The sequence below is a fragment of the Nostoc sp. CHAB 5836 genome (assembly GCF_020829445.1).
GTDB lineage: Bacteria > Cyanobacteriota > Cyanobacteriia > Cyanobacteriales > Nostocaceae > Nostoc.
In genome coordinates this window covers 1-18,581 of record NZ_JAIVFV010000074.1, presented here as the reverse complement: position 1 = coordinate 18,581, position 18,581 = coordinate 1, and the positions used below count along the sequence as shown (strand labels likewise).

Below are 18,581 nucleotides of genomic sequence, written 5' to 3'. Positions count from 1 at the left end.
GCAGAGGACACAGAGACAAGAGAGAAGGAGGAAATGCTTAACCCAAGTGTATTGCCTTATAGCCCTGCAAACCACTCATAGCCCTGATCCTCCCAATAGCCTTTTCTCGGTAACAAATTACTGACGAATGTAATTTGAGTTACCCACTTGCTTTGCTTATAGCCCAGTTTAATTGGGGATGCGAGGCGCATAGGCGCACCATTATCAGCTGATAATGGTTGTCCATTCTTTTGATAAGCCATCAGAGTTTGGGGATGTACAGCAGAAGCAATATCCCAGCTTTGGTAATAACCATCAGCAGATTTGAAGTAGACATAGCGGACATTTGACTTCGGCTGTACCAGCGCTACTAAGTCTCGTAATCGCACGCCTCCCCATTGAACGATCGCAGCCCAGCCTTCAACACAAACATGACGAATTACCATTGAAGTCAAAGGAAGTTTTTCAATATCTACCATGCTCAATTGCATCGCATTACTAACCTCTCCATCAATCGTTAGCCGAAACTGTGCTGGATCAATTTGCGGGGTGAAGTCAAAGGTATTAACCAACAATTTATCTGCTTCTATAGCACTGACAGGAAACTCTGGAACTGGTTTTTGACTTAGCAGAAGTGCTTCAAGACTTTGGTTTAGTGGCTCAGATATTTGCCGCAGATTATCTGAAAACAAATTTGTCCCACAGCCACCTAAAAGAAAACCTATCCCTGAAAGTCCAGATACTTGCAGTAAACGACGACGGGATAGGCTGTGTTTGGGAAGAATCAGACTCATAGAACCTCTACAGGAACATAGACTTAATTAGATAAATGCTTCCTACCTTCAAGGCAAGTAAGCAATGAGCAAATCAGTAGCAGTATTGATACGAAACCTTAAAATGTTTGCGATCTCGTCAAATTCGTAGACTAGACTAGAACCACATGGTAACAATTAGAGGGATATTATGATGAGCGATCGCGACTATACATTAATCGTTGACAAAAGCGGTAGTATGTCCACACCCGACCAAGTGGGTGGTAGAAGTAGATGGGACATAGCCCAAGAGTCTACACTCGCTTTGGCAAGAAAGGCCGAACAGTTTGATCCCGATGGCATCACCGTTTACGTGTTTTCTGGTAGATTTAAACGCTACGATGATGTCACCTCAGCCAAAGTCGCACAGATATTTCTCGAAAATGATCCTTCTGGAACGACAAACTTAGCAGGTGTACTCCAGGATGCCCTCAATAACTACTTTCAACGCAAAGCAACCGGTAAAACCAAGCCGAACGGAGAGACAATTTTAGTCATCACTGATGGTGAACCAGACGATCGCAAAGCTGTGTTTGAAGTAATTATTCATGCTACTCGCCAGATGGAACGTGATGAAGAATTAGCCATTTCGATCATTCAAGTAGGTTCCGATGCTCAAGCAACTAAGTTCCTCAAAGCTTTAGATGACCAGTTGCAAAGTGTTGGTGCTAAATTTGATATTTGCGATACCGTGACTTTAGACGACTTAGAAGAAATGAGCCTTGTAGATGTCTTGACCAACGCAATCACTGATTAATCTGTTGATCATCCATAGCCCAGTAAATTTTTACTATTAACTAGAAAATTGAATCATGCTAGAAAATCGTGACTATACCTTAATTATCGACAAAAGTGGCAGCATGGCAACCCAAGATCAAAAGGGTGGTAGAACTAGATGGGTTGCAGCCCAGGAATCTACTTTAGCTTTAGCTAGTAAGTGTGAACAATTTGACCCAGATGGCATCACTATTTATTTATTTTCTGGTAAATTTAAGCGATACGAAAATGTGACATCCAGCAAGGTATCACAAATTTTTCAAGAAAATGATCCCTCTGGTACAACTGACTTGGCAAGTGTGTTAAAACACGCAACTGATGATTACCTTCAACGCAAAGCAGCCGGTAAAACAAAGCCAAATGGCGAAACAATTTTAGTGGTTACTGATGGTGAGCCAGATGATCGCAAAGCAGTAATGAGGGTGATTATTGAAGCTTCTCGCCGCATCGAAAGAGATGAAGAATTAGCTATTTCTTTCATTCAAGTCGGCACTGATCAACAAGCTACCCGCTTTCTCAAAGTCTTAGACGATGAACTCCAAAGTGCTGGTGCTAAGTTTGATATCTGTGACACAATTACTATGGAAGATATGGACGATTTGAGTCTATCGGAAGTGCTACTCAATGCCATTAATGACTAGTACAGTTTTGCGTAAACTAAGCCACGAATTTGAAATCTCTAAAATCCTTACGAATTACGCAAAGCGGTTCTAGCTATACCCTTTATGAGGAATTGCCCAAATGGATTCCATTGATAAGCTGTTAGCTCAACTTCAAACAGAATACAAAGAAGTACAACCAGAACAGCAGCAGTCAAAATCACCTACAGCCAAACCTTTTATCCCACCATCGTCCAAGCCGGCATCTTTCATGGATAACCTTTTGGCAGAAGTTCAGGCTGATTTTGCAGAAGAAGATGCTGCTATTGAGTTAAAAAGACAGCAAGAACTAGAACAGGAACGAATTCGACAAGAACAACTCAAAGCCAAACAACTAGAGGCTTTGAAAGTGCAGGCAAAAGAATGGTTAGCCAAAGTAGATCCACTTTCATCTGAAGGACTTTGGTTTGAAAGCTTTGCTGAAAGTTACTCCTTCAAATTGGAGGCAGCGATTGAATATTTAAAAAACAATGAATGAAAATTATTCTTAATGGAAAGTTAGCAATTATTATTTATTACCTAAGTAGAGCGACGCAAATAAAGCTAACTGGCTAAGGCTGTCATTTGTCATTTGTCACTTGTACTGAGCGACTTGTGCCGAGCGGAGTCGAGGTAAGTCGAAGTATTCGTCATTTGTAAGGGTTTAAGGTGTATTTACGTTTCGTAACATAGTTTGGTTTATTCTTGCCGACTTACTTATGCTCAATATTAATGGTGATTTGTTCGAGCTAAATGTTGAACAGCCCATTCATGCATAGCATAGAGAATTGGTTGCAAAGTTTCTCCTAAAGGCGTTAAAGAATATTCTACCTTGGGTGGAATTTGGGGATAAACTTCTCGATGAATAATGCCGTCTTCCTGCATTTCTCTGAGTTGCTGAGTCAGCATCTTTTGCGTAACTCCAGGTAAAGCTCGTTGCAACTCACCAAAGCGTTTTACGCCAGTCATTAATTCTCTAATAATCAAAACTTTCCAGCGTCCGCCAATCACCTTTAGGGTAGTTTCTACTTCACAAGTCAGCCTAAGATGGTTTTGTGCTTCAGCTTTCATAGTTTTTTTGTAGGAAGTATCTTAATTTTAAGTGCGTTGAGGGTATGGCGAGTGAAAAAATAGAAATTAATTCTAAAGAGATAGACCTAAGCCCCTAACCCCCAACCCGTTGCAGGAAGGGGGAAAAATTCAAAGCCTCTCTCCTTTTAAGAGAGAGGTCAAAATTGTACTTCAGGCTTACCGAGAACCGCTATATGTCAACAGTTAACAAAAATATCTTTTCATTTTGCTAGCATCATCTCACAGAGGTAATTTGGGAAGTTGAGATGGAGAAATTAACTAAACCAGTGCGATTTTGGCTTTGTACAACTATTATCTTTTTGGGTTTGATAGGCTGCGATCGCCTTGTCAGTACTTCTGGAGATGTGGTTGAGCGAGTCAGTGATGGCGATACTTTAGTAGTGAAAGATACCAATGGTCAAAATGTTACTGTGCGCTTTGCTTGTGTAGATGCGCCAGAAATAGCTCATTCTAATAAAGAAAAGCAGAGTAGACGCACTAGCGATCGCAATCAATTTACTTGGGGTGTGAAAGCCCAAGAACGGGTGCAAGAACTAGTGCAACAAGGAGGCGATCGCGTGACTTTGAATATCACCGATAGCGATCGCTATGAACGCAAAATTGCCGAAGTCCGTTTACAAAATGGCACTTTTGTGCAGCAGGTATTGTTACAAGAAGGATTGGCAAAAGTGTATCGTCCCTATTTAAACAAGTGTCCTAGTAAAGACTTAGTACAACAAGCCGAAGCTGAAGCGAAACAACAACGGCTTGGCGTTTGGGGTGATGCTAAATTTGTGAATCCTTGGGAATATCGCAGCTTATATAAGAAGTAAAAACTCTAGCTGTTTCTAATTGAATGCACTACATTTTTTAGCATTGCATATTTGCTGGATGATTTAACAACTCCCCCTACTCCCCCTGCCTCCCCTACTCCTCTCCCCAAGTTTGCAGTTGTAAATAAACTAGTACCAGCGTCACCGCTAGTAACACCGTCGCGGCGGCGGCGGCATAACCAAAATCAAATTGACCAAAAGCCTCTTGATAAATGTAGTAAACCAGCAAATTAGTCGAATTCAGTGGCCCACCACCAGTCATCACAAAAACTTGCTCAAAACTTCGTAATGTAAAAATCGCGGTAGTGATGATTGCGAATATCACAGTCGGGCGCAATCCAGGTAAAGTAATATACCAAAATTGTTGCCAAGCATTTGCTCCATCCAAATCTGCTGCTTCATAACGACTGGGAGGAATTGCTTGCAACCCGGCTAAAAAAACCACCATATTGAAACCCAGTTGTTTCCAAATACTCATTAAAATAATTACCGGCATTGCCCAAAATGTGTCTCCTAGCCAGGGTATGGCTGCAATGCCGAAAAAATCTAAAAGTCCGTTCACTGGCCCTGATGTTTGAAACAGCCAGCGAAATCCCAAACCGGCTGCCACAAGTGAGATAATCGAAGGTAGAAAATAAGCACTTCGCAAGATTCCCCGCAAGGGAATGGAGCGGTTTAATAGCACTGCCAATCCCAAGGAGATAACTAAACTGGGAATGATGGTGGCAATAGTAAAATAAAAGGTGTTACCCAGAACTTGCCAAAAGTCGGGGTTAAGTAGCAAGCGCCAATAGTTTTTTAAGCCGATCCAATAAATACCTTTTAAAGTGAAACTCCCCGCGGTGAAACTGAGGTAAAACAAATAGGCGATCGGCCAAATGATAAAAACGCCCAGCAAAATTAGTGCTGGTGTGAGAAAAATCCAGGCAGCTATTGTATCATTATCCAACCACGACTTAGTATATTCTTTTTGCATCTATAATTAACCCTCTTAGCTGTTATGAGCCTCCGCCCTGATTCTACCCTTAGCTTGGTTTCTCCCAGCATTAGCGATCGCCAACAAGTGGCTAATGACAGCGATGTATTAAAGTGGTTTAAGTCACAAAGACGGGGTTATCAAACGCAGATCAATACTTTACTGCGAGCATATATGGAAGCTCATCGATAGTCAGTAAATCGATGCTGTGGAATAGCTGAACTTCTGAGGCGATCGCTTGGGTAAGTTCTTGGTTCATAATTATCTCTACTTGGAGTCTTTACTTAAACATCGCTATTTTTCTGCAAACTCAAACCAATCCCAAATGCAATTTCAACGCCGCATCAATTAGTACCATCATCTCTTCGTTTAAACTATTTAATACTTCACCTGTAATTCGTTGCTTAGAAATTGTTCGCACTTGCTGCGCCTGTACTTTACAAGGTTTTGTTAAACCAGTAATCTCTGGATTAAGCAAAACTTCAAAGGGATAAACACGGCTCACATTAGAAGTAAGCGGTAAAATTGTCACAGTGGTAGCAGCACTATTACTTATATCATTACTGACAATTAGCACTGGACGACGTTTACCCATTTCTGAACCCATCACCGGACTAAGATTTGCGTAATAAATATCACCACGTTTCATCTGTTAAACCATCTGCCACTGTCACATCCCAATCGTTATCAATTTCGGCAGACGCTTCTCGGTAAGCTGCCTCTAATTCTCGATTTCGCAGCAATTCTAATGCTTCTTCAATTACTTGAGAACGAGATTTACATCCTTTATTTTGCTTGTAGTTTTCGACAAACTTCACTAAAGACGATGCCAAAGAAATAGAGAGTTTTTCTACATTCATCTTCCCACCAATTAGTAGCTAAAATAATTCCTACTAATATACTAGCTTAATCTCAAAGTTCAGCAGATTGCCCGGAAATTACACCAGAACTGTTTGCTAAGGCTACAGCTTTCCTCAGCGCCCCTCTGCGTTTAAAAACGGTACAAATATATGCAAAGCTTTACTTAGCATATATTTTTGACATCTACAATTTTCCCTCTTAGCTGTTATGACCCTCCGCCCTGATTCTCCCCTTAGCTTAGTTTCCCCCAGCATTAGCGACATTTGCCAACAATTCGCCCCTTTAAAACTAGGAATTATGGCTTCTGGGAATGGCAGCAATTTTGACGTCATTGCTCAAGCTATCCAAGATGGACAGCTAAATGCCCAAATTCAAGTTTTAATTTACAATAACCCCTCGGCAAAAGCAGCCATCAGAGCAGCTAATAGAGGTGTAGAAACTGTTTTATTAAATCACCGCAACTATCAAAACCGAGAAGAGTTTGATCAGAAAATTGTGCAGACATTGCGGCACTACGATGTAGAATGGGTGATTATGGCAGGTTGGATGCGACTGTTAACATCAGTTTTCATTGATGCCTTTCCTGATAAAATTATTAATATCCATCCTAGTTTGTTACCTAGTTTCAAAGGCATCCATGCTGTAGAGCAAGCCTTGGCGTCTGGGGTAAAAATCACTGGTTGTACAGTGCATATAGCTTGTTTAGAAATGGACAGTGGCCCAATATTGATGCAAGCCGCAGTACCAGTATTGCCGGATGATACAGCAGAAACACTCCACGCCAGAATTCAAATTCAGGAGCATCGCATTTTGCCGCTAGCGATCGCTCTGGCAGGATATTCGTCAAAAGTTACATTGTCCCTACCGTAATAATACAGATAGGTTTATCCTTTGAATGCAACACAGGCTAAGGACTGTTTTCAAACTCCAAGATGCCCCCTAATATCATGTCCCCATAATTAGTCATGATTCTCACAGTGATTGCACCCTACCCCTTAATCCAATACGGTTCAGTTAAGCATTTCTTTGTTCTCTTTCAGGACTTACGCAAAATCATGAAAAAACGAACCGCATAGGACGCAAAGGACACAAAGGAATAAGAGCTTCAGAGAGCAATACTGCGTAGGTTTTGCATAAAAAATAGAAATTTGTAGGTTGGGTTGAGCGCAATGCGAAACCCAACAAACCCCGCTCTTCGGTTGGGTTTCGTTCCTCAACCCAACCTTGTATCCCTTCATGGTTAACGAGAAAAATTAGACATCTGGTGAAATTAAATATGCGTTACCCAGAACCCTTGTAGAGACGTAGCACTGCGACGTCAAAACAATTCTTTTTCACCAGATGTCTATTGTACGTAAAGGTGGTGCTTTTTCCTACATATTCCACGACAAAGCTATTCATCAGAGTTAGCTTCAGCAGCTTCATACGCTTGTAGGAGTCTAGCATGATCGAGGGTAAATCCTACTTGCATCGCTATCTGGGTAAATAAATCAATCTCAGGCTGTTCCCAATCGCGGGGGCCAGAACACTGATGTGCAATTAACAAGCCAAATAGCTGCTCATCTTTCATAATAGGTGCTACTAAATTTGCTTTCACAGCAAAGGATTCCAGCAGCTTAACGTGACAATCACCCAAACCCGCTTCATAAATGTTATTGATTGCAACAACGCGACCAGACTGATACTTTTCTATATAGCCTTGAGTAAAACAGGGGTCGTGGATTTTAGATCGCAAAACTTTGGGATAAGCTGAAACCACTGATTCGGCAATTATAATTCCAAACCAATTAGCGTAAAAGCTATAAACTAATACTCGGTCACTACCCAATGCTTTGCGAACCTCTTCCACAGTGGTTTTGATGACATCATCTTCGTTGAGCGATTGGCGAATCCTACGGGTAATATCTACCAGTAACTGACTTCGCATACTTTCTGCCTCGATTCGTTGCAGTAATCTGGCATGGTCGAGAGCGAATCCCACTTGCATCGCTATCTGGCCAAATAAATCAATCTCAGATTGTTGCCAATCACGGGGTCTGGAGCATTGATGTGCAATTAACAAGCCAAATAGCTGTTCATCTTTAATAATGGGTGCTACCAAATTTGCTTTCACACCAAAAGATTCAAGTAAGTTAATGTGACAATCACCCAAACCCGCTTCATAAATGTTGTTGATGGCTAAAACGCGACCACGCTGATACTGTTCTACATAGCCTTGACCAAAACATGGGTCTTGGATTTCAGATTGCAAAACTTTTGGGTAGGTGAGAACAACTGATTCTGCAATCACAATTCCAGACCAATTAGGGTAAAAGCTATAAATCATCACTCGGTCAGTACTCAGTACTTTCCGAACCTCTTCTACAGTAGTTTTCAGGACATCCTCTTCGTTGAGCGATTGGCGGATACTGCCGATAGTATCCGCTAGCAACCGACTTTGCACACCTTCAGCATCGATTCGTTGCAGTAATCTAGCATGGTCAAGAGCAAATCCCACTTGCATCGCTATCTGGGCAAATAAATTAATTTCAGGCTGTTGCCAATTACGCGGTCTGGAGCATTGATGTGCAATTAATAAGCCAAATAGCTGTTGATCTTTGAGGATGGGGGCTACCAAATTTGCTTTCACCGCAAAGGATTCCAGCAGGTTAATGTGACAATCACCCAAACCCGCTTCATAAATGTTGGTGATTGCGACAACGCGACCAGCCTGATACTTTTCGACATAACCTTTACCGAAACATGGGTCTTGAATTTCAGACCGCAAAACTTTGGGATAACCTGGAACCACTGATTCTGCAATCACAGTTCCAAACCAATCAGCGCTAAAGCTATAAACCAGTACTCGGTCAGTACTCAGCACTTTGCGAACCTCTTCCACGGTGGTTCTCAGGACATCCTCTTCGTTGAGCGATTGGCGAATGCTGCGGGTAATTTCTATAAATATTTCAGCTCTATCTGCTTTGGTATCTACCTGTTCTAGAAGCTTGGCATAGTCAAGGGCAAATCCGACTTGCATCGCTATCTGACCTAACAAATCAATCTCAGACTGCTGCCAAAAGCGAAGTCTAGAACACTGATGTGCAATCAATAAACCGAATAGGCCTTTGCCTTTGACAATCGGTGCTACTAAATTAGATTTGACTGCAAATTGCTCCAGCAACTCAATATCAGCATCACTGAGATCGGCTTGATGGATATTATCGATCGCATGGATAGAACCATTCTGGTATTTTTCCATATACCCTGCTTCCAAACCAGGGTCGGAGACTGTAACTCCTAATATTTTTGGTAAACCAGGTGCTACCGATTCGGCGATAAAGGTTCCATTAGAGTTGGAGCTGAAGCAAAAGATGCTGACGCGATCAATGTTTAAAGCTTTACGAATTTCTTCTGAGGTAGTTCTGAGAACATCTTCTTTATTGAATGATTCTCGAACCCAACGGGTAATTTTGATCAATAGTTGGGAGTAATCAGTTTGGGCTTCTTTTTCTTGTAGCAAACCTGAAAGCAAGTCTGTGAATAAGCTGATGTTTCTCTCTAACATCACTAATTCATCTTTGCTAGCGATGAAAAATTGAGTAAACTCACTGTCTGGACGTAGCCGATTTTTGATACTATTAGAAATTGCCGCAGCGTTGCTGACTCGACTAATAACTCGATTCGTCACAAAAACAGCGATCGCACCTGCTAAAATTGCTGTTAGCCCCGTACCAGTTAGCAAGAATGACAGTTGTCTCTGTAGAGCAAGTTTAGTCTCTATTGAACTTTTCCCACTCTCTGGTCTGACTTGCGGAATTTGTTTGGCAATTAAATTAATACCATAGTAGTAAGTAGCTATTCCCATTCCAACTACAGGTAGCACACTGATGCTTAGTGCCCAAACTATTGCTTTAGTTTTTAAACTCCATTTTTGTTGCCACAGGTTTTTTTGACGATTTCGTCTTGCTTGGTTTTGAGAAAAAGACTGACTCATAAATGAAACCTGGATGCGCTGCAATTGAGAATTAAGTAAATAACCTCACCACCAAATTCTACACAAAACTTATTAAACAATGCCTGACTTTTAGCAGTATTCTGAGACACTAACCTTCTAAGTCATACCTTATAACGCTTTTCTTCTCTTTGGGCCCAAAAAAATTGGGATTGATTAGCAGCCTCGTTAACAATAAAATGGCGATCTTTTGTTTGAATGTCTTATTTTCTCATCAGGTGTTACGGTTTTATCAGAGTTCGCCTCCCCCTTAAGACAGAAAAAAGCGTTGTAGCGACTGGCGCAGCGCCAACGACTACGCAGTTCGACTGCGCTACTTCGACTACCCTCAGTACAAGTCACCGTAAACTCAGTGACCACGCCAACGAGACGCACTCGCGTTCACTACAAACTCCAAATAATATGCCAGTTGCGTAAGTCCTAAGTACAACATTTCATTAATATCGTAGCGAATTCTCTTTGCGTTCCTACCCTGCGGGAAGGCGTTCGCGTAGCGTCTCCAAGAGTTGCGCCTTTGCGCTTCCCTTTGCGCCCCTACCCTGCGGGAAGGCGAGGCGCCTATGCGTTTAAATTTCAACCCTCAATTGGCCACGATTTTAAGCAAAGCTGTACTAAGTCAAACAGGTTCTCGTTTTGATGCAACACGCAAGGGCCATGAATTGCCCTCATGTAGTTTTGCGTAAGTCCTATTTATTTTTTAATCGTCGCAATTGCCACATTTTCCAGAAATAGCTAGAAATCCAATTCGTAATCATGTGAGCAACAATTGGCACTAATAAGTTGCCCGTCAGCAGGGCGCTATATGCTAATATCATCCCAACAATTGTTGCCCAAATCACATAAGGCCATTGTTGGGAACCGCTAAAATGTAAAATGCCAAAGCAAAGACTGGATAAAATTACAGCTGTAATATCAGAGCCTAAAGCTGGCAGGATCACACCTCTAAATAATAATTCTTCACTCAACCCCGGTAGCAACCCTAGCCAAATTAAGTCTGGTAAAGCTAAAGGCTTCAGTACCACTTGTAGGTAATAATCTGCACTTTTACGATAGGGAGTCCAAAGGCGATAAGTTAAGCCACTTAAGGCAGTGATCAAGAATCCCAGTCCTACACCTAGCAGCAACTCTCTTTGATTTAAATCCCAAGAAAATAGGGAAAAGTTGCCAAAATATAACAAAAGTTTGGCGACTATCAACAAAATGATTGCAGTCACTCCCATCGCCCCAAGTACTTGGATGCGCGTCAGATATGGAATTTCTGGCTCTTGCTTTTGTTGTTCAATCACAGGTTTTTAAGGGGAGTAGGTATTGGGAGAATAACAAATGACTAATGACAAATAACAAATGACTAATGACTAATGACTAATGACTAATGACTAATGACTGCAAAGGTAATAATTTGGGACGGAGAGCGGAGGGATCGATGCCAGCTTTGTGTGCTACTAATACACCCACTGTTTCTAAATATGAGTTTACCTGTATAGATTTGATCCCCAAGAGTTGGGGTGGAACTTTTATCAGAGTTTTATTTTCTTCTACTGTAATTATTTGGCATCGTCTTTGGCTTAAACTCAGTAAGGTACTGCTACCACAGGCATTTGCAGGTGCGATCGCCGCATCCACTTCATCTGCCCAAATATCTCCTTGTTGTGATGCCATAGCTCCTCTCTCTACTATAAACTGTGGGGCACGACTTAATCCTACAAGCACGCACGGCAAAAAGGTATAGCCCAATTCTTCGGCGGCGGAACGGGGAGATAAATGAGGTTGTGGAGGTTCGCTCAAAAGGGCGGGAGAATGGGCGCAAGGAATTTCAAAGGTTCGCACTAGCAAATGGCTAATTACGGCTTCTGCACCCGCTAGGGGATCTACACCTTTACCCTGGCGGTATTTTTGTACTGCTTCTGAGTCCATATCATCGGGGAAACGAGCAACAACTGCGATCGCTTCTGCCCCCGCTTTTTTAATTAATATCTCAGCTGCCCGCAACAAGCTATCGGGGTTGCCAATTGTTCCCCAACTAGCTCCCGATGGTGTAGTCCGTAATTCTACATTTAATGGTGCATCAGTAATTACATAATCTGTTAGGGTTAATCCGAGAGTGGCTCTGACTGCATCTGCTGCTTGTATATGTCGTAGTCGCAACTCTGGCTCAATGGCTTGGTCTAAAAGCAAACCTACCTTGTTGCTGCGGACAGGACGCAAACCCCAGCATCCAGAGGCGAATTTGTCAAGTCCATAACCTTCAACATAGAAAGCATTTGGAAGATTCCAATACAAAGAAGCGCCATTTAGGACATTGGGGTGAGTAATTAGGCGATCGCAAACCTGTGCTATAACTCTAGCAACAGGCAAAGCATCTCCTGCATAACCTCCAATAGCAGCTCCAACCCCAGTTGGTACAATTAAGATAGCTGTGTAGGGACGATTCATCTTAAGTTATGAGTGCTGAGTTATGAGTTTATGAATCACAAGCTATCAAATACTAACTCCTAACTCGTGTACAGACGCGATTAATCGCGTCTCTGCTAACTCTTGACTGTAGTCACCACGGCTTCAACTGTAGCTTTTTGTTCGTCAACGTCTACAGAGGTAACAGCCCAACGCAGGGGTTCGCCTTGTTTCTTCAACTCTGTTTCAATTACTTCTAGTAATTCTGCGGGAGTTTCTTGTAAATCAATTTCGGCGGTAATAAAATGAGTTGTCATCTTGGTAAATCCCGTTGATTTGTAGTTTCTAGAATAGCTGATATCAGTTGCGATGAAATACCTTATGTAACTGATCAGATTTGGTAATCTTAGTGAACAGTTATTCAGTTATGAATAATCATTCGATATACTGATAACTGTTCGCTGATTATTTGCCTTTGCCAAATTGTAACTGATAAACTATGTCTTCCTTTTCTGTCTTAAGTTTCAAATCAGAAAGAGGTTTGGCAACGCAAAGCAATACGTAACCTTGCTTTTGTAAATCTGGACTAACGCCCATGCCATCAGTTTGATCCACAGTTCCCTCAGTTATTTGACCGGCACAAGTCGTGCAAACACCTGCATTGCAAGAACTCGGCAGTTCCAAACCAGCAGCATCGGCAACTGATAAGATCGTTTCATCTTCAGGAACTTGCAAGGTATGAATTTGGTCTTGGTGATGAATTTCTACGGTGTAAGTTTTGGGCATATACAAAACAAGCGTGACACAGAGGACAAGTGAGTTATTTTATCTGATAAATAGACACAGTACCAAGTTAACAAAGACGAAAAGAGAATTATTTTCAAAGAGCTTTATTAGGAAAAATAGCTATACAGTGATAATTATAAGTCCTTGCTAGACAAAAAACGAAATGTTACCCATAGTGTGGATAGGGTAGCTTATCTGAAACCTGAGTTGATTACAGATATAGTTATACCTATCAGTAAGCTTTCGTGTATAACGCTACTCGTAGCTTGCTTTTTTGGATAACTATGCTAACACACCTGATTTTACACCAAAGAGCGATCGCCACATACAAACCTACTTAACAAATTATCTCTCCTCATTTTTCATAATCAAGTTAGGTAAAGAAGGTTGATTATAAGCTGTTCCACATCTAGTTTACATATCTAGATTTAATAAAGTTCTTGTGAGGTGGGCATCTGGGTGGCTATAAATATGCAATTTAAATGTAGAACAGTTTATTAGCAATATTCTGTTAAAATTCATCTTTTCCTACAAGTTCTGAATCAAAAATTAACCAATCCTGAAAGTATTCCTTAATCCATTCACTCACATCAGGATACTTATCTTGAATGGCTTTTAATCTATTTTTCATATTCCTTTGATAATAACTCTGATATTCTATATTTCTGATAGCGATGACATTTAAGGTATAAGTTAACATCCTTAATCTTGCTATAGCTAATTTTAAGTTCTTGCGAGAATAATTAGGTATTCTTGAGTCTTCTTTATCTTCTTTAAAGGGACAATATTGATTATCTCTAATAATTTTGTAAAATTCTTGAGTCTCTAAATCTAACTCATAAAAAGCATTTGGACAAATTTCATAGTTAATTGTATTTCTTATTTCCGACTCATTACCCAAATCAAAAGATTTAATTCCAATATTCCAAAACCTATCAATTCCTTTACGGCTTCTAAAATCGCTAAAGTTTTCAAAAAATCGCTTGAACTGTCTTTGATGTTCATCTGTTGAATTAGCAATACCTTTGATGTAAATGTTCTTTTTTTGATAATCTTTTTCTTGACAATCTACAGATCGAGATACCCAAGTTGTAAAGTTAAGTTGTGTTCTGTTTAAACCTTGGATTAAGAAAAAATTAGAATAATAAGAAGTAACAAAGCCCCAACTGAAATATCCTTTTTTGATTAAATGGTCAGTAGAGCAAATATTTAAAACAGCTTTGGATAAAAGTTTCTCAATATCAGTCAATATATAATTGTTTCCATCTGAGATAGTAAATCCTTTTTCATAATCTTCCTTTGATTTATATAAATCTTCCAAGTATTTTTTAAAAGAGCGTTTAGCGTCACCATTACAGTTGCTAAAAGCAATAGCAATTTCTTCAAACATTAATGACACACTTTCTAATCTCCAATCATCACCGCAAAATCTTCTCGAACTGCATTTTTTAGTCGGCTAACCATCATTTCACCAGCTTTCTCTTGCGCTTTAAAGCCTCCTCCACTTGGTAAGTTCTCTTTATCAAACTTAAAATCTTGAATTAGCTGAAGAAGTTTAATTGTATTTTCAGTATTAAACATTTGATATTTTTGCATAACCAAATTAAAAATCTCATAAAATGCTTTCATAAGACCACCAAATCCAACTGTTTTCAGAATGTATGATTTGGGATCATCCCATTGTTCTAGAAAGACTGCTTTAATAGAACGAAAGTAAATTTCAAAAACTTTATATTGTTGCTCAAAACCTAAGTTAGCAAGTTTTCCTGTTCTGGGTTCTACATAATCCTTAGCTTGGTTAACAAATTCACTTAAAGATATACCAAGTCCCGCATCTCCTGTTCTTCTAATTAATTCATACAAAGGACTTTCATCTGCCTCATTTAATCTAGTCGCAATTTCTGTTGCTCGTCTTTCTGCTGTAACTCCTTCTTCATCGAAATTTTCAATATCTCCTTCTAACAAATTAAGTAGGTCTAAATAAAGAGATGCAGGAACACCTTTTTGGGTTTTATTAATTTTAATAAACAGTCGAGCCTGTTCTTTAACAGATAATCCCAGAGTAGCAACTACCATTAATGGGAAATCAGGGTTTGCTTCATAACAACCTTTGATTCGATGTTGACCATCTATGATAAGTCCCAGAGATTCTGTGTCATTTAAAGTTAATAACTTACTATTTTCTAAATAGGAAAATTTACCTTCATCAATATTGACTAAAATAGAATTAGGTATAATGCCTTCATCTTGATTGATGTAAGTTGTTATTTCTTTTATTCTGGGCTTAGAAAATGATCTTTGATATCCTAATTTTTTATCGGAAATTCTACGAGATACATCAAAACGCTCATAAATCATTCGAGCAGTAGTGATGAATAAAAGCATAGGTATATTGTTTTGAATTACTTGAAATGCTGGAATTTCTATTTTGCTCATTACGACTACAATTTTTGATAACAGATATTGAATATATTATAATATAATCAAATTAGATTACTATGCTGTTAACGTTTGATCATATTATACAAAACCGTTTAACCGTAATGCTTTAAGCGATAAAACTACGGTAAACTTTTATGAATCAACCCTGCCCAAAACTCCCCCTTGTTAACGGGAAATCACTCCACTGGAGAACATAAGAATGCTGGAATCATATCGTAAACACGTTGCCCAAAGAGCAGCACTGGGAATTCCCCCCTTACCATTAGATGCAAAGCAGACATCTGAATTGTGCGAATTACTGAAAAATCCGCCAAAGGGTCAAGAGGAGATATTATTACATCTATTGAGCGATCGCGTTTCTGGTGGTGTTGATCCAGCAGCTTATGTCAAAGCTGGATTTCTCACCGCGATCGCCAAGGAAGAAATCACTAGTCCGTTGATTGGGCCCATAGAAGCGGTGCAATTGCTGGGCACAATGATCGGTGGTTACAATGTGCAATCTTTAATCGATTTGCTGCAATTACCCACCGTATCCCTCTCAGACTCATCCGAAACACCTCTAGTCATGGGCGGACAAGGAAAGGAACCCATCGCCGCTTACGCCGCCAACGCCTTAAGCAAAATCCTTTTGGTGTATGACGCTTACCACGATGTTTTAGAGTTGTCTAAAACCAATCCTTTCGCCAAACGAGTAATAGACTCTTGGGCGGAAGCTGAATGGTTTACCCTTCGCCCCACAGTTCCAGAAGCGATTACTGTCACGGTTTTTAAAGTTCCTGGGGAAACTAATACCGACGATTTATCACCCGCCCAAAGCGCCACAACTCGCCCAGATATTCCCTTACACGCCTTAGTGATGCTAGAGTCACGGCAACCGGGAAGTTTACAAACCATTGCTGAACTGAAGAAAAAAGGGCATCCTGTAGCTTACGTAGGAGATGTAGTTGGTACTGGTTCGTCGCGTAAATCTGCCATCAACTCGGTATTGTGGCACATGGGAAATGATATACCATTTGTGCCAAACAAACGCGCTGGGGGTTATGTTTTAGGTGGTGCGATCGCGCCTATCTTCTTTAACACAGCAGAAGATGCTGGTGCTTTGCCTATTCAGTGCGATGTCACCAAACTCGAAACCGGTATGGTAATTACCATCCATCCCTACAAAGGCGAAATCACAACTGATGTAGAGACGTTGCATGGAACGTCTTCCGAAGTCATTTCTACCTTTGACCTCAAACCTGACACCATCCTCGATGAAGTCCGCGCAGGTGGACGCATCCCCCTACTTATCGGCCGTACCCTCACCGACAAAACTCGTCTTGCACTCGGTTTAGAACCCAGCACCGTTTTCACCCGTCCCCAGCAAGCCTTTGATACAGGTAAAGGCTACACCTTAGCACAGAAAATGGTAGGTAAAGCTTGCGGATTACCTGGTGTGCGTCCCGGCACATCCTGCGAACCCATCATTACTACCGTTGGTTCCCAGGATACCACAGGCCCCATGACCCGCGACGAATTAAAAGAACTCGCCTGTCTTGGTTTCAGTGCAGACTTAGTTATCCAAAGTTTCTGCCATACAGCAGCTTATCCCAAACCAGTAGACATCCAAACCCATCACGAACTCCCCGACTTCTTTGCCTCTCGTGGCGGTGTCGCCCTGCGTCCCGGTGATGGTATCATCCACTCTTGGTTAAACCGGATGCTGCTACCCGACACCGTGGGAACTGGCGGCGACTCACACACCCGCTTCCCCTTGGGTATTTCCTTCCCCGCCGGTTCTGGATTGGTAGCCTTTGCAGCCGCCTTGGGTGTCATGCCTTTAGATATGCCAGAGTCAGTATTGGTAAGATTTAAAGGAGAATTGCAACCAGGTATCACCCTGCGTGATGTCGTGAATGCCATTCCCTACGTGGCAATTCAAAAAGGTTTGCTGACAGCAGAGAAGCAGAATAAGAAAAATGTCTTCTCTGGGCGAATTTTGGAAATGGAAGGTTTGCCAGATTTAAAAGTTGAACAAGCCTTTGAACTCACCGATGCTAGTGCCGAACGTTCTTGTGCCGGATGCACAATTAAGCTGAGTGTAGAGACAATTTCGGAATATCTGCGTTCTAATGTAGCGCTGCTGAAAAATATGATAGCACGGGGCTATCACGATCCGCGTACCATGCTGCGCCGGGTGGCAAAGATGGAAGAATGGTTAGCAAATCCCGTGTTATTAGAAGGTGATGCCGATGCCGAGTATGCCGAAATAATTGAAATTGATTTGAACGAAATCAAAGAACCAATTGTTGCTGCTCCCAATGACCCCGATAATGTTAAGTTATTATCGGAAGTTGCTAATGATCCAGTGCAAGAAGTATTCGTCGGTTCTTGTATGACAAATATCGGTCATTATCGGGCAACAGCAAAAGTTTTGGAAGGTGCAGGTGAAGTAAAAACCCGCCTGTGGATTGCACCACCAACGCGCATGGATGAACACCAATTAAAAGAAGAAGGTGTATACAGCGTTTTTGGGGCTGCGGGTGCGCGTACAGAAATGCCAGGATGCAGTTTGTGTATGGGAAATCAGGCGCGAGTTGCTGATGGCACAACAGTATTTTCTACCTCTACCCGCAACTTCAATAATCGCATGGGTAAAGATGCGCGAGTGTATCTTGGTTCAGCAGAATTAGCCGCAGTTTGTGCGCTGCTAGGGCGACTTCCCACAGTGCAGGAATATTTGGATATTGTGGCGAGTAGAATTCATCCTTTTGCCGATGATTTGTATCGGTATTTGAACTTCGATCAAATCGCCGGTTTTGAGGATGAAGGGCGCGTGATTTCTCAAGAAGAGCAGGCTTTGTTAGTATAGTTTAATTAGGTGGGTGTTATGCCCACCTAATTTTTAGCGTTTCCAAGAGGAATATTAATGACAAGTCCATCTTTTATAAATGAAAAAAATCTATATGAACAAGATTTTTACGTGTGGACACAAACAATTGCCCAGCAGTTAAAAGAAAATAAATTTCATGAAATAGATAT

At 41.1% G+C, this 18,581-nt stretch carries 20 protein-coding genes; 8 read left to right on the top strand and 12 right to left on the bottom strand.

Annotated features, from left to right (window positions below; genetic code table 11):
* Window positions 1-56 precede the first annotated feature (56 nt).
* Complete coding sequence (locus LC605_RS16460) at window positions 57-773, bottom strand: molybdopterin-dependent oxidoreductase (protein ID WP_229548594.1); 717 nt, start codon at window positions 771-773, stop codon at window positions 57-59.
* A 169-nt stretch (window positions 774-942) separates the two neighbouring features.
* Between LC605_RS16460 and LC605_RS16455 the strand changes: the two genes are divergently transcribed.
* From LC605_RS16455 to LC605_RS16445, 3 genes are all read left to right on the top strand, one after another.
* Window positions 943-1,548 carry a VWA domain-containing protein gene (locus LC605_RS16455; protein WP_229548593.1) on the top strand — a complete coding sequence of 202 codons (606 nt, stop codon included), beginning with the start codon at window positions 943-945 and terminating at the stop codon, window positions 1,546-1,548.
* A gap of 55 nt (window positions 1,549-1,603) precedes the next feature.
* Complete coding sequence (locus LC605_RS16450) at window positions 1,604-2,209, top strand: VWA domain-containing protein (protein ID WP_229548592.1); 606 nt, start codon at window positions 1,604-1,606, stop codon at window positions 2,207-2,209.
* A 100-nt stretch (window positions 2,210-2,309) separates the two neighbouring features.
* Window positions 2,310-2,705: a hypothetical protein gene (locus tag LC605_RS16445; protein WP_229548591.1), complete on the top strand. Its 396-nt coding sequence runs from the start codon at window positions 2,310-2,312 to the stop codon at window positions 2,703-2,705.
* A 230-nt stretch (window positions 2,706-2,935) separates the two neighbouring features.
* Here the strand turns inward: LC605_RS16445 and LC605_RS16440 are convergent, their stop codons facing one another.
* Entirely contained in the window at window positions 2,936-3,277 is a 342-nt protein-coding gene (locus LC605_RS16440; protein WP_229548590.1) for a helix-turn-helix domain-containing protein, read from the bottom strand.
* Between the two features lie 266 nt (window positions 3,278-3,543).
* Between LC605_RS16440 and LC605_RS16435 the strand changes: the two genes are divergently transcribed.
* Window positions 3,544-4,110, top strand: coding sequence for a thermonuclease family protein (locus LC605_RS16435; RefSeq protein ID WP_229548589.1), 567 nt, complete (start codon window positions 3,544-3,546; stop codon window positions 4,108-4,110).
* Between the two features lie 94 nt (window positions 4,111-4,204).
* On the opposite strand, the gene LC605_RS16430 is transcribed toward LC605_RS16435, so the two are convergent.
* Window positions 4,205-5,086: a carbohydrate ABC transporter permease gene (locus tag LC605_RS16430; protein WP_229548588.1), complete on the bottom strand. Its 882-nt coding sequence runs from the start codon at window positions 5,084-5,086 to the stop codon at window positions 4,205-4,207.
* A 24-nt stretch (window positions 5,087-5,110) separates the two neighbouring features.
* Here LC605_RS16430 and LC605_RS34175 point away from each other — a divergent pair, with 24 nt between their 5' ends.
* A complete protein-coding gene (locus LC605_RS34175) occupies window positions 5,111-5,278 on the top strand; it encodes a BrnA antitoxin family protein (RefSeq protein WP_369010356.1) in 168 nt (55 codons plus the stop codon).
* Between the two features lie 118 nt (window positions 5,279-5,396).
* On the opposite strand, the gene LC605_RS16425 is transcribed toward LC605_RS34175, so the two are convergent.
* Window positions 5,397-5,735, bottom strand: a complete 339-nt coding sequence (locus LC605_RS16425; protein WP_229548587.1) for a type II toxin-antitoxin system PemK/MazF family toxin — start codon at window positions 5,733-5,735, stop codon at window positions 5,397-5,399.
* Complete coding sequence (locus tag LC605_RS16420; protein ID WP_229548586.1) at window positions 5,722-5,946, bottom strand: CopG family transcriptional regulator; 225 nt, start codon at window positions 5,944-5,946, stop codon at window positions 5,722-5,724. The genes LC605_RS16425 and LC605_RS16420 overlap by 14 nt, the downstream gene beginning before the upstream one ends.
* 208 nt (window positions 5,947-6,154) lie before the next feature.
* Between LC605_RS16420 and purN the strand changes: the two genes are divergently transcribed.
* A complete protein-coding gene (purN, locus tag LC605_RS16415; RefSeq protein ID WP_229548585.1) occupies window positions 6,155-6,817 on the top strand; it encodes a phosphoribosylglycinamide formyltransferase in 663 nt (220 codons plus the stop codon).
* Window positions 6,818-7,340: 523 nt separating this feature from the next.
* On the opposite strand, the gene LC605_RS16410 is transcribed toward purN, so the two are convergent.
* The 7 genes from LC605_RS16410 to LC605_RS16380 form a co-directional block, all read right to left on the bottom strand.
* Complete coding sequence (locus LC605_RS16410; protein WP_229548584.1) at window positions 7,341-9,923, bottom strand: GAF domain-containing protein; 2,583 nt, start codon at window positions 9,921-9,923, stop codon at window positions 7,341-7,343.
* A gap of 704 nt (window positions 9,924-10,627) precedes the next feature.
* Complete coding sequence (locus tag LC605_RS16405) at window positions 10,628-11,227, bottom strand: CPBP family intramembrane glutamic endopeptidase (protein ID WP_229548583.1); 600 nt, start codon at window positions 11,225-11,227, stop codon at window positions 10,628-10,630.
* A 76-nt stretch (window positions 11,228-11,303) separates the two neighbouring features.
* A complete protein-coding gene (locus tag LC605_RS16400; protein WP_229548582.1) occupies window positions 11,304-12,374 on the bottom strand; it encodes a DUF3326 domain-containing protein in 1,071 nt (356 codons plus the stop codon).
* A 95-nt stretch (window positions 12,375-12,469) separates the two neighbouring features.
* A complete protein-coding gene (locus LC605_RS16395) occupies window positions 12,470-12,649 on the bottom strand; it encodes a hypothetical protein (RefSeq protein WP_229548581.1) in 180 nt (59 codons plus the stop codon).
* Window positions 12,650-12,797: 148 nt separating this feature from the next.
* Window positions 12,798-13,118, bottom strand: coding sequence for a 2Fe-2S iron-sulfur cluster-binding protein (locus LC605_RS16390; protein ID WP_229548580.1), 321 nt, complete (start codon window positions 13,116-13,118; stop codon window positions 12,798-12,800).
* A gap of 511 nt (window positions 13,119-13,629) precedes the next feature.
* The gene (locus LC605_RS16385; protein ID WP_229548579.1) at window positions 13,630-14,508 is read right to left on the bottom strand and encodes a hypothetical protein; all 879 of its coding nucleotides are present in this window, start codon (window positions 14,506-14,508) and stop codon (window positions 13,630-13,632) included.
* 14 nt (window positions 14,509-14,522) lie between these two features.
* On the bottom strand, window positions 14,523-15,554 hold the full coding sequence (locus LC605_RS16380) for a DGQHR domain-containing protein (RefSeq protein WP_229548578.1): 1,032 nt from the start codon (window positions 15,552-15,554) through the stop codon (window positions 14,523-14,525).
* A 205-nt stretch (window positions 15,555-15,759) separates the two neighbouring features.
* Between LC605_RS16380 and acnB the strand changes: the two genes are divergently transcribed.
* Both acnB and LC605_RS16370 read left to right on the top strand, forming a co-directional pair.
* Entirely contained in the window at window positions 15,760-18,411 is a 2,652-nt protein-coding gene (gene acnB / locus LC605_RS16375; protein WP_229548577.1) for a bifunctional aconitate hydratase 2/2-methylisocitrate dehydratase, read from the top strand.
* 57 nt (window positions 18,412-18,468) lie between these two features.
* On the top strand, window positions 18,469-18,581 hold a 113-nt coding region (locus LC605_RS16370), incomplete at its 3' end, for a DUF29 family protein (protein ID WP_229548608.1).

Coding starts and splice junctions, on each gene's coding strand:
- LC605_RS16385 (WP_229548579.1), bottom strand. CDS start 14,508: ATGTTTGAAGAAATTGCTATTGCTTTTAGCAACTGTAATGGTGACGCT.
- LC605_RS16380 (WP_229548578.1), bottom strand. CDS start 15,554: ATGAGCAAAATAGAAATTCCAGCATTTCAAGTAATTCAAAACAATATA.
- LC605_RS16410 (WP_229548584.1), bottom strand. CDS start 9,923: ATGAGTCAGTCTTTTTCTCAAAACCAAGCAAGACGAAATCGTCAAAAA.
- LC605_RS16395 (WP_229548581.1), bottom strand. CDS start 12,649: ATGACAACTCATTTTATTACCGCCGAAATTGATTTACAAGAAACTCCC.
- LC605_RS16460 (WP_229548594.1), bottom strand. CDS start 773: ATGAGTCTGATTCTTCCCAAACACAGCCTATCCCGTCGTCGTTTACTG.
- LC605_RS16435 (WP_229548589.1), top strand. CDS start 3,544: ATGGAGAAATTAACTAAACCAGTGCGATTTTGGCTTTGTACAACTATT.
- LC605_RS16430 (WP_229548588.1), bottom strand. CDS start 5,086: ATGCAAAAAGAATATACTAAGTCGTGGTTGGATAATGATACAATAGCT.
- LC605_RS16400 (WP_229548582.1), bottom strand. CDS start 12,374: ATGAATCGTCCCTACACAGCTATCTTAATTGTACCAACTGGGGTTGGA.
- acnB (WP_229548577.1), top strand. CDS start 15,760: ATGCTGGAATCATATCGTAAACACGTTGCCCAAAGAGCAGCACTGGGA.
- LC605_RS16440 (WP_229548590.1), bottom strand. CDS start 3,277: ATGAAAGCTGAAGCACAAAACCATCTTAGGCTGACTTGTGAAGTAGAA.
- LC605_RS16420 (WP_229548586.1), bottom strand. CDS start 5,946: ATGAATGTAGAAAAACTCTCTATTTCTTTGGCATCGTCTTTAGTGAAG.
- LC605_RS16445 (WP_229548591.1), top strand. CDS start 2,310: ATGGATTCCATTGATAAGCTGTTAGCTCAACTTCAAACAGAATACAAA.
- LC605_RS16455 (WP_229548593.1), top strand. CDS start 943: ATGATGAGCGATCGCGACTATACATTAATCGTTGACAAAAGCGGTAGT.
- LC605_RS16390 (WP_229548580.1), bottom strand. CDS start 13,118: ATGCCCAAAACTTACACCGTAGAAATTCATCACCAAGACCAAATTCAT.
- LC605_RS34175 (WP_369010356.1), top strand. CDS start 5,111: ATGAGCCTCCGCCCTGATTCTACCCTTAGCTTGGTTTCTCCCAGCATT.
- LC605_RS16425 (WP_229548587.1), bottom strand. CDS start 5,735: ATGAAACGTGGTGATATTTATTACGCAAATCTTAGTCCGGTGATGGGT.
- purN (WP_229548585.1), top strand. CDS start 6,155: ATGACCCTCCGCCCTGATTCTCCCCTTAGCTTAGTTTCCCCCAGCATT.
- LC605_RS16450 (WP_229548592.1), top strand. CDS start 1,604: ATGCTAGAAAATCGTGACTATACCTTAATTATCGACAAAAGTGGCAGC.